The organism is Bacillus sp. AFS001701 (assembly GCF_002559405.1).
Lineage (GTDB): Bacteria > Bacillota > Bacilli > Bacillales > Bacillaceae_G > Gottfriedia.
Window position 1 is genome coordinate 1 of record NZ_NTZO01000522.1, and the last position, 11,044, is coordinate 11,044.

The 11,044-nt window shown below is 33.8% G+C and carries 11 protein-coding genes and 1 riboswitch; of the genes, 6 read left to right on the forward strand and 5 right to left on the reverse strand.

What is annotated here, in order from left to right:
* Window positions 1-168 precede the first annotated feature (168 nt).
* Window positions 169-278: riboswitch (TPP riboswitch) on the forward strand.
* 86 nt (window positions 279-364) lie between these two features.
* Genes CN514_RS21975 through CN514_RS21995 form a run of 5 tightly spaced genes read left to right on the forward strand, consistent with a single transcriptional unit; the run spans window position 365 to window position 4,058 of the window.
* Window positions 365-979 (forward strand): thiamine phosphate synthase, encoded by a 615-nt coding sequence (locus CN514_RS21975; RefSeq protein WP_098234401.1) that lies wholly within the window; start codon window positions 365-367, stop codon window positions 977-979.
* Complete coding sequence (gene thiO, locus CN514_RS21980) at window positions 963-2,054, forward strand: glycine oxidase ThiO (RefSeq protein ID WP_098234402.1); 1,092 nt, start codon at window positions 963-965, stop codon at window positions 2,052-2,054. The genes CN514_RS21975 and thiO overlap by 17 nt, the downstream gene beginning before the upstream one ends.
* Before the next feature lie 26 nt (window positions 2,055-2,080).
* Window positions 2,081-2,284, forward strand: coding sequence for a sulfur carrier protein ThiS (gene thiS / locus CN514_RS21985; RefSeq protein ID WP_098234403.1), 204 nt, complete (start codon window positions 2,081-2,083; stop codon window positions 2,282-2,284).
* A gap of 2 nt (window positions 2,285-2,286) precedes the next feature.
* Entirely contained in the window at window positions 2,287-3,054 is a 768-nt protein-coding gene (locus CN514_RS21990; protein WP_098234404.1) for a thiazole synthase, read from the forward strand.
* A complete protein-coding gene (locus tag CN514_RS21995) occupies window positions 3,051-4,058 on the forward strand; it encodes a ThiF family adenylyltransferase (RefSeq protein WP_098234405.1) in 1,008 nt (335 codons plus the stop codon). The genes CN514_RS21990 and CN514_RS21995 overlap by 4 nt, the downstream gene beginning before the upstream one ends.
* Before the next feature lie 187 nt (window positions 4,059-4,245).
* Here the strand turns inward: CN514_RS21995 and CN514_RS22000 are convergent, their stop codons facing one another.
* From CN514_RS22000 to CN514_RS22015, 4 genes are all read right to left on the reverse strand, one after another.
* Window positions 4,246-5,052 (reverse strand): hypothetical protein, encoded by an 807-nt coding sequence (locus CN514_RS22000; protein ID WP_098234406.1) that lies wholly within the window; start codon window positions 5,050-5,052, stop codon window positions 4,246-4,248.
* Between the two features lie 85 nt (window positions 5,053-5,137).
* Window positions 5,138-5,338, reverse strand: coding sequence for a cation transporter (locus tag CN514_RS22005; protein ID WP_098234407.1), 201 nt, complete (start codon window positions 5,336-5,338; stop codon window positions 5,138-5,140).
* 12 nt (window positions 5,339-5,350) lie between these two features.
* Window positions 5,351-7,744 (reverse strand): heavy metal translocating P-type ATPase, encoded by a 2,394-nt coding sequence (locus CN514_RS22010; RefSeq protein WP_098234408.1) that lies wholly within the window; start codon window positions 7,742-7,744, stop codon window positions 5,351-5,353.
* Between the two features lie 14 nt (window positions 7,745-7,758).
* Window positions 7,759-8,058 carry a metal-sensitive transcriptional regulator gene (locus tag CN514_RS22015; RefSeq protein WP_088014157.1) on the reverse strand — a complete coding sequence of 100 codons (300 nt, stop codon included), beginning with the start codon at window positions 8,056-8,058 and terminating at the stop codon, window positions 7,759-7,761.
* 116 nt (window positions 8,059-8,174) lie between these two features.
* Between CN514_RS22015 and CN514_RS22020 the strand changes: the two genes are divergently transcribed.
* Entirely contained in the window at window positions 8,175-8,726 is a 552-nt protein-coding gene (locus tag CN514_RS22020) for a hypothetical protein (RefSeq protein ID WP_098234409.1), read from the forward strand.
* A gap of 355 nt (window positions 8,727-9,081) precedes the next feature.
* On the opposite strand, the gene CN514_RS22025 is transcribed toward CN514_RS22020, so the two are convergent.
* Window positions 9,082-10,137 carry a hypothetical protein gene (locus CN514_RS22025; RefSeq protein WP_098234410.1) on the reverse strand — a complete coding sequence of 352 codons (1,056 nt, stop codon included), beginning with the start codon at window positions 10,135-10,137 and terminating at the stop codon, window positions 9,082-9,084.
* Window positions 10,138-11,044: the final 907 nt, after the last annotated feature.

Genomic DNA, 11,044 nt, shown 5'->3' on the forward strand with positions numbered 1-11,044 from the left:
TTTACAGAATTTCCAAATAAAAATTTTTTTTGTTTTTTTATATTCCCAAAAATACTTGATTTCACTATACTTCAAGCCCAATTTCTGGTAATAAAATTGGACTAGTAAAAATTAATTTAGTATTGAATATTATTTTTTATATGCTATGCTAAGATTAATTTTCATACATATCATCACTAGGGGATCCCTTGATAAGGGCTGAGAATAAAGTAGTTACTTTTAAACCCTCAAAACCTGAACAGGCTAGTACCTGCGTAGGAAAGTGGCGCATTTATACTTTTTTCGCGTGCAATGTAACCACTTTCTTTTTTTAGGAAAGTGGTTTTTTTGTTGAAAAAATTTTGATCATGAAAGAGGCTGAAAAATGGAACTTATTGCAATTACAGATGATCAGCACTCAGTAGAAGTACTTGCTACAAAAATAATTCAAATAATCGATGCAGTCGACTATGTGCATATTCGCGAAAAGTCGAAAACGGCAATTGAGCTACTATCACTCTTAAATCTACTAAAAATAAACAAAGTAGATATGAAAAAAATTGTTTTAAATGATCGTTTAGATATAGCTATTTTCTCTAACCTAACAAATATTCACTTGCCAGGACATGGTCTTCCACTTGTTGATGTAAAAGAATATTTTCCTAATTTACGAGTAGGAAAATCAGTTCACACACTTACTGAAGCAATACAGGCAGAAAATGATCAAGCTGACTATATTATGTACGGTCATTGTTTTGAAACAGAGTGTAAAAATGGATTAACACCTAATGGGATTGAACTAATTCCAGAAATGAAAAAAACGTTAACGATACCAATCTATGCAGTCGGCGGAATATTACCTGAACATATCCAAGTTCTAAAAGAGAACGATATTGATGGTATAGCTGTCATGTCTGGCATATTTTCTGCCCGAAATCCTCTAGAAGCTGCGCTACAATATTTTGAAAGGTGCAAATTCGCTTATGAACAAGAAATTTGATGTTGTAGTAATTGGTGGTGGAATAATAGGTTGTTCCATTGCTTATTATCTAGCGAAAGAAAACATTCATGTCGCAGTTCTTGAAGGACAACAAGTTGGACAGAAAACAACTAAGGCAGCTGCTGGAATGCTTGGTGCCCATTCCGAATGGGATCACTCCGAGTCATTTTTTTCTTTTGCTAGAAACAGTCAATTAACTTATTTTCACCTTCAAGAAGAATTAAAAGAATTATGTGGAATTGATATTGAACTTAAAAAAGGTGGCATTTTCAAACTAGCTTATACAGATTTAGAAAAAAAACAATTAACTCCCCTACTCACTCAAACTTCGGCACTTTGGTATAACCAGGAGGAGTTAAAAAAACAGATACCTGGCATCCATCCAAACATCATTGGAGCAGCATATATTGAAGACGACGTGAATGTATTGCCTGTTTCTGTCTGTAACGCGTTTTGCAAAGGTGCTCAACTTTTAGGTGCATCTATTTTTGAATATACACACGTATTTCAGATTCAAAAAAATGATTCACATTATTTAATTAAAACAACAAATGGCGATTTTGAAGCAAAAACCATTGTCGTTGCAAGTGGCGTTTGGAGTAATTCATTGTTTGGACAGCTCGGATTACATCATGAAATTATTCCCGTTAAAGGTGAATGCATCTCGGTCAAAAGTGAAAAGGTTGCATTAAAGCATACTCTCTTCCATGAACAAAATTATATTGTTCCAAGGAATGACGGCCGCCTTGTCATCGGAGCTACCATGGTCGATAACGAATGGAATGAGAACCCTAGCTTAAGGGGGATTGAGTCACTAATACAAAGCGCTAAAAAAATGCTTCCTGAAATTGAAGACATGAAAATTGATTCATTTTGGGCAGGATTACGACCGCGAACTCTCGACTATAATCCTTTTATTGGAACTCATCCAGAAGAAGATCAAATCTTATTTGCGACCGGCCATTTTCGAAATGGAATATTGCTTGCACCAGCAACTGGAAAATTAATTCGAGATTTGATCCTTAAACGAAAAGTCGATCGTAACTGGATTGAAGCATTTAAAATCAATCGTTAATTTTAACTCTTTGGAGGTGTAAGCATTTGGAAATAAGATTAAACGGAAAGAATATCGATATTTCGAGCAAAACCTGTACAATTCAGGATCTGCTGAATGAATATCAATTAGAAAACCGAATTGTTATTGTCGAGGTTAATAAAAAAATTATTTATAAGGAACAGTATTCGTTAACTCATCTCTCTAACGGAGATTCTGTAGAATTAATACATTTTGTAGGTGGTGGCTAATTATGTTAAAAGTAGGAAATCATACGTTTCATTCAAGATTATTATTAGGAACAGGAAAATACCCTTCATTTGAAGTCCAGAAAAAGGCTGTTGAAGTATCGGAAGCCGAGATCCTAACTTTTGCTGTTAGAAGAATGAACATTTTTGAGGAATCTCAACCAAATTTTCTTGAACAATTAGATCTAACGAAATATAAATTATTGCCAAATACAGCTGGTGCAAAAACAGCTGAAGAGGCAGTTAGAATTGCAAAATTGGCAAAAGCGTCAGGCCTATGTGACATGATCAAGGTAGAAGTAATTGGGTGTAATAAATCATTATTACCCGATCCAATCGAAACATTGAAAGCATCAGAAATGTTATTAAACGAAGGATTTATTGTATTACCTTATACTTCCGATGATGTTGTGCTAGCAAGAAGACTAGAAGAACTTGGTGTACATGCGATTATGCCAGGTGCATCTCCAATCGGTTCTGGAAAAGGAATTATTAATCCATTAAATCTTAAATTCATCATTGAGCAATCGAATGTACCTGTTATAGTAGATGCCGGAATCGGGTCTCCAAAAGATGCAGCTTTTGCAATGGAGCTAGGTGCTGATGGAGTCCTTTTAAATACTGCCGTTTCTAACGCAAAAGATCCTGTAAAAATGGCAGTTGCGATGAAACTTGCTATTGAAGCAGGAAGGCTTGGTTATGAGGCAGGAAGAATTGAAGAAAAAAATTATGGCGAAGCTAGTAGCCCAATCACGGGGTTGGTGAATTCTTGACAGACCGTTATGCAAAGCAAGAATTATTTTTAGGAAAAGATCATCAATCAAACTTACAAAAAGCCAGTGCCATTATTATTGGTGTTGGTGCACTAGGCTCATCAATAGCAGAAATGCTTGTAAGAGCAGGCGTTGGAAATATAACAATTGTTGACCGTGATTACGTTGAATGGACTAATTTACAAAGGCAATCTCTTTATACGGAAGAAGATGCTAGAAATAAACTACCAAAAGTAATTGCAGCTAAAAAGCGACTTCAACAAATTAATAGTGAGGTGTCGATTACTAGTTTAATAAAAGATATTACTAGTCTTAATATTGAAGAGCTGATTAAAGGTCAAACAATCATACTAGATGCAACAGATAATTTTGAAACTAGAATGGTAGTGAATGATGCAGCAATTAAGTATGGGATTCCTTTTATTTTTGGGGCGTGTGTTGGAAGCTATGGACTCTCGTTTCCAATTATTCCAGGAAAAACTCCCTGTCTTAACTGTTTATTAAATCATATACCAACTTTAAATATGACTTGCGATACAGTAGGAGTAATCAGTCCAATTGTGCAAATAATTGCTGCCTACCAAGTAACCTATGCCATGCAATATCTAACTAACTATGAACTTTTACCAATCTTACAATCGATTGATGTATGGAAGCATGAAAAGTCTGATATAAACATCGAAAAATTAAAAAATAAAAATTGTCCAACATGTGGTCCTATAAGAAGTTATCCATTTTTAAAAGATGATGACCATATGAAGTCATATGTTTTATGTGGAAGAGATGCAGTCCAACTAAGAGTTTCATCTCCTAAAATCCCAACACTAACTAACCTTTCTGAAAGATTACAAGGGTTAGTAAATGATTTGATTATAAATCCTTATTTATTGTCATGTACTTATGAAGATCATCGCATTGTTTTATTTAAAGACGGTCGAGCAATTATTCACGGTACAAAGGAACCATCTGTTGCTAAGGAACTCTATCGTAAAGTTTTAGGTTAAAATAGAAAAAATACCCTTTCAAAGACTAATAATTTACTAGTCTTTGAAAGGGCTAATTATAACAATCTCTATAAATTAATTAGACTCATTCCCTACTGAACCTGCTAATGTTAAGTTAGATTCTTATCGATTGGAAATTCAATAACTGTTCTTCCAACATTAATACAGCAGCTATCATGGAAGGAAATTATGGCACCTCCACTATAAATGGTACGATAAATACATTCCCATTTTGCTTAAATTGTCCCCATATTTTATACAATCCCTTTTTTGGAAAGCTCGTCATGAATTCCGCAACAGGTCCGCTTGATTTTTCATTCATAGGATGCACATGTAAATATGTGTTAGTGTCGCCACTAATCGCAACAACATGACCAACTGCACCTAAATAAGGCTGTAAATCATTAATATCTTTTTTTGTTTTAGCATCTTTGATCGTATATGTCATTTTAACTTCATTATCTGTCGTTAATTTATCAAATTTTAAAGTAACTTCTTTACCATCAATTACTTTTGTTAATACTTTATCTGGTATTAATGAAACTGGTTTGACTTGTTGCCCCGATACTTTTACTGATTTGGATTTTACATTTTTATCAGAGCCCTTAGGTATAAAATCTGTAAACAACTTATACTCACCGCCATTTGGAAAGTTCGGTATTACTGTAAATAATCCTTTACCCCTATATTGTGGATGCAAATGGTCAAAAAAAGATAAATCCTTACTTACAATAATCAAGTGCATTAATTTTTCATGTTCAATTTCAAACTGGTCAACTGGTTTTCCTTCTAAACTATTAACCTGTAAGTTTAAATCTACTTTATTACCACTCTCTGGAATACCATTAAATGAAAATTTTACTTGAGTAGAATTCATCTCTTCTTTTGTTTCATGATTCATATTTTGATGAGTTGATCCTGTGTGTGTCTTACTTTCACAACCACTAAATCCAAGAACAGTAACAAAGCTAAGCAACAACAATAAGTTTTTCATCTAATTCTCTCCCTAGTATAGTATTTTTTCCCAAATAAAAAGCGAACCTATAGTTCGCCTTTTTAATTGTTCGATAACACTTTGATTAAACGATATCGTAACCTTGATCTTCAATAGCCTCTTTTACTTTCTCAATTATTTCAGCGTTTGAAGTATTGAATGTTACTTCTTTATTTTCCAAACTTACGATTATATTATTTGTACCAGACACTCCTTCTACCGCTTTCATAACTGCAGCTTTGCAGTGTCCACATGTCATACCTTCTACTTTTAAAATTGTTTCCATTACTAAATCCTCCTAAATTTTTATACGTTTTAATCTTAATGCGTTTAAGACAACCGATACAGAGCTAAATGCCATGGCAGCACCTGCAATCCAAGGCTGCAACAACCCTAAAGCTGCAATCGGTATACCTAAACTGTTATAAAATAACGCCCAAAATAAATTTTGGCGAATATTATTCATTGTTTTCTTACTTAACCTAATAGCTTTCGGAATATGTGATAAGTCGCCACCTACTAGCGTAACATCCGCTGTTTCAATCGCTACATCTGCACCAGTGCCGATTGCCATCCCAATATCAGCTTTTGCAAGAGCTGGAGCATCATTAATCCCATCTCCAACCATCGCAACAATTTTTCCTTGTTTTTGTAGTTCAGCTACTATATCCGCTTTTTTCTCTGGTAGAACTTCAGCAAATACATTTTCAATCCCAACTTGATCTGCAATCGCCTTTGCTGTGTGTTTATTATCACCGGTTACCATATAAACTTCTATTTTTAAATCCTTTAATGCTTTTATCGCATTTCTTGAAGATTCTTTAATTGTATCGGCTACAGCAATAATTCCTTCAAGCTTGTCATCAATTGATACTAACATTCCTGTTTTCCCAGCAGATTCAAATACGATTAATTGATCTTCAACTGGAGAAAAATCGATATTCTTTTCATTCATTAACTTTCTAGTACCGATATATACCTTTTTATTTTCAATCAAGGCTTCTACTCCATGCCCAGGTATCGCAATAAACTCTGTAAGATCAGTTAGTTGTAATTCCTGTTTAACTGCGTATTGAACAATTGCTTGAGCTAAAGGATGCTCTGACATTTTCTCGACACTTGCAACTAGCTTCAATAAATCCTCTCGATGATTTAAATTAATGATATCTGTTACTTCAGGCTTTCCTTTTGTAACAGTTCCTGTTTTATCAAGAATGATTGTATTAATTTTTTGGGTCGTTTCTAAAAATTCTCCGCCTTTGTATAAAATCCCATTTTCCGCACCTTTTCCACTTCCAACCATAATCGAAGTTGGTGTAGCAAGCCCTAAAGCACAAGGACATGCTATGACTAATACAGCTATTGCTACTTCAATTGACTTAGGCAAATTTTGCGGATCGACTACAAAAAACCAAATGATAAATGTTAATATGGCTATGCCAATTACAATTGGAACAAATATATTCGAAATTCGATCTGCTAATCTTTGAATTGGAGCTTTTGAACCTTGTGCCTCTTCAACTATTTTCACAATATTGGCTAGTGCCGTATCCTTACCAACCTTCTCAGCTCGTATTGTTAAAATACCATTTCCATTGACTGTTGCTCCAACAACTTTATCATCAGCCTTTTTATCAACTGGTAAAGACTCACCTGTAATCATTGATTCATCAACTGTAGATATTCCCGAAACAATGACACCGTCTACTGGAATTTTCTCACCTGGTTTAACAAGTAGTAGATCTCCAACTTTTACAGCTTCCAATGGTACATAAACTTCATTTCCATTTTCTAAAACAATTGCTTCCTTAGCTTGTAATTCCATTAGTTTGGAAATTGCTTCTGTCGTTTTCCCTTTAGCAATATGCTCAAAATATTTTCCAAGCAAAACTAATGTTATTAAAACCGCACTTGTCTCAAAATATAGATGCGGCATATACAGACCATTATTGATTGTCTTAATCGACTCAACTAAGCTATAAAAATAAGCAGCCGATGTTCCTAGTACGACGAGCACATCCATATTTGCACTATAATTTCGTATTGCTTTAAAAGCTCCTACATAAAAATGCCAACCTATAATAAATTGAATAGGAGTTGCAAACAATAGTTGAAACCATGGGTTCATTAATAAATGTGGCATCCAAATATTTGTACTAAATGGAAGATGAGATACCATCGAATACAATAGTGGAAGTGAAAGTAAGATTGAAACGATTAATTGAATCTGTTTGTTTCTTGTTGTGTCTTTTTCTTTAACTGAATTTTCTTCTTTTATAGCTGCTGCATAACCAATATGACTAATTTTATCGATTATGGATTGAAGTGAACGTACTTCAGGTAAATATGAAATCGTTGCTATATTCATAGCTAGATTAACATTGATTTGAACTATTCCGTCCATTTTCCCTATTACCTTTTCGATTCGAGCTGAACATGCAGCACATGTCATTCCTTGAATATTTAATGTAACTTTTTCAACTGCAACCTCATAACCAATCGTATGGATTTTTTCTATTAAATCAGAAGTTTGATATTGTCCTTTATCATAGATAATAGTAGCTTTTTCTAATGCAAGATTCACATTTGCTTTCAAGCCATCCATTCGATTTAAGCTTTTTTCGATTCGGGTTGCACAAGCTGCGCAAGTCATACCCTCAATACCAAGGGTTAACTGCTTTGCATCATTCATTCTAATCAACCCCTTTATTTTACGTAACGCTTAATAACCTCCATTAATTCAGTAACTGATGCTTCACCATTGTTTTCTTTAACAGCCTTAACCATACAATGGTTCGCATGTCTCTCAATTAATGAGAAACTTACCTTTTTCATAGCAGCTTCAACTGCCATAATTTGCGTCAAAATATCTATACAATATCGGTCCTCTTCGACCATTTTTTGAATTCCTCTTACTTGCCCCTCTATTCTACGAAGACGCTTCATTAAATCATTAATTTCGTCTTCACTTCTTGGAACCATTTGATCGTCATGGCAATTTTCCATTTTATCACCTCACCATTATTATATACTCATAGGGGGTATAGGTGTCAATTTTTTATTCTATTTATTTTAAGTTGTCCATATGATGATAAAAAGCGGATAGTTAGGGGGTATCATATATGTTCACCAGTTGGGTATGTATTAGCATAATGCTCTTTATAACATTCATTTCGATCCACCTCAAACCAACAAAAAATGACCAGATGCATCAAATGATGTATATGATGATGATCAGCATGACTACTGGTTTAACAATAGGTGTACTCATTACACTTTCAAATCACCAACAATTTTTCAATTCCTTACTCATTTCGATGGGCTTACCTGCACTCATCGGATTATGTATTGGCTTTCGATTACATTTCCTTGCACTACTTGAAGGGATCTTTACTGGAATGATGGCCGGTATGATGGGGAGCATGATTGTCGTTATGATTTCAATATCAGAAGCACATGCTTTATTATTAATTTGTTTATTATTATTAACTTGTTCAGCCATATTTTGTTCTACTATGTTTTTAAGTCAGCGATTCCCAAAACTACTATCATCATTCTTTCCAGTAATTATTATTTCTAGCCTGCTGCTCATCTTAACTGTGTTTTATACTTTTACTCATTTTGGAACTACTCCTGTTTCTCAGAGCTATAAAATTAATGTGTTGAAAAAGTAGAAAAACATCTTAATCTATTAGTTATATACCAACAATTAAACATTGAAATTAAAAGCCCATATCAAAATTACTAAGTAATTAATTCAGGCTTTTTTTGAAATTGCTTTAATAATTTAGAATGTTACTTCTTATCTAACTGTTCTTTATTTCTTTTCTGTAAAAAAATAAATAATAGACGTTAGAAAAATAAGTGAGAGCAACTAATTTTCCTTTATAACTATAAAACCTCTGCAAAAGTCTAACATAGTGCTGTTTGGTGCTTCTGTTGCCATCCCACCAACATATAGGGAAAAGGAATGGTACAAATAAAAAAGACTCAATAGAGAATATCTAAAGAGTCTTTTCTATTTATATATTAGTTTTTATCGTTTTGGCTCATCGGTGTAATGATATGAATTGTTTTTGTTACTGAGAATGATTGAGGATTTAAATTAATCCCATTTCCTTTTACTGAACCAGCTAAAGTAATACTGTAGTCACCAGCGCCAAGTTCAACGTCAACTGGGGTCATTACAGCTTTTGATAATGCTGATCCATCTGCTCCACCGTTGTCATTTCCTTTGAAATCGTCAGTATTTAAGATTTTAAGTGCAGAAACCTCAGTTTTAAGGTAACTAGTAGCTATTCCGTATGTACCTGCATTTGCGTAGTAGTAGAAATCTTCACCTTTTACGATTGTTGAATCTGTTGCTGTTGTAGAAATTACATTGTTAGCAGCATCTGAAACAGTAATGGAAAGACCTGTTACACGGTTAGTCAATGCGTCATCACCGATACTGAAAGAGTATTTTCCATTTGGATTTTGTTTTGAAACTTGAACTGATTCACCAGCAATATCTGCTGTAATAGAGATATGTGCTGTAGAATCTCCTGTTGTTTTAGTAAGATCCCAAGCAGTGAAAGCATCTACGTGATCAACTGTTGGTGAAATATTGTAAGTATAAGTGTAAGTATACGTTACGCTTTTAATTGATTCTTTACCATTTTTGTCTATTACTTTAACCGTACTATCTGATTTGAAGTTTTGAGTGTAAGTTGATCCTGTTAATGAACCGCCTTCAAGGAAAGCGTGTTGGTTGTCATTGTTTGCAATTACTTGGGATAATTCTTTTTCTGATGGAGCTGGTGCATATGCTGTCCCATCAGGAATAGATGTTACATAAGAAGCGCCTGCTCCAGATACTGTAGCTGTAACATTACCAGTAAATGAATTATTAAAGTAACCTGCAGCAGTTGCTGTATTGTAATGATAGAATTGATTTTCTACAAGTGCAAAAGTACCTTCTGTTTTAAGATCAGCCATGATTGATTGAGCTGTAGTTGTAGCTGTAGTCCCTGCAGCCATTGCATTGTAAGATAATCCTAATAATGTTGCTCCTGCTAAAACACCTGATAACAATTTCTTTTTCATTCCCAAATCTCCTTTTATTTTATATTTGTTTTTATTCTTAATAAAGAACAAAAGTCCACTAACTTTATTATTATATACTTATCTACTTGGATACACTTTGGGGGAATTTAGCATATTTTAACTAATTTTTAATTTTTTTTTATTAATCCCTTCTATTTTAATTATTCTAAAATAACAAAAGAAACTCCGTTTTCTAAACAGAGTTTCTTTTAAATATGTTGTACGGAGTCCAGCGAGATCGAACCGATCACCTCCTGCGTACAAGGCAGTCATACACCCAGCCGAGCTAAGGTTAGCCAAAATGCATTTTAAGAGATCCTGTCACCTAACCTACTAATTACAAAACAATTGCTCTACCATTTGAGCTAGTGTGGCTGACTAAGTAAGGTTCGAACCTCCGAGACTTCGTTTCAAAACCGATTGCTCCGCCACGAAATACTAGTTATTAAATCGGGTATACAAAAGTTTTCACCTTGAACATTCCGCTATATTGGAGTAAAAGAAGAATTGCAAAACTTGGAAATTACTCTTCTAAATTGATAGCTACAACTATTATAAAATAGCAACAAAATTTGCAATTCTAAATGTACTTTGGTAATAATTGGCACCTTTTAATCAGTGTGAACCCTCAAACTAAGTCTGCATTAAAAAAGTTTGGATTTTGTTCTAGCATAGATCCTGCATACTGCCATTTTTTTCCAATGAAAGTAACCTGGCATTAGGGGTGTATTTTATAGAGTTATATACTTAATAAAAATTCTTATAGGTTTAGTATAAATGCTATCCATACTCTTCTATTCATGTGTTTTATTTTAAATAGGTGTCTATAATCATTTATTTATCGAAACTTTATAACCAACTATTTCATCAAAATACTTTAAATGAATTTGTTCTTTATTTATTTCAT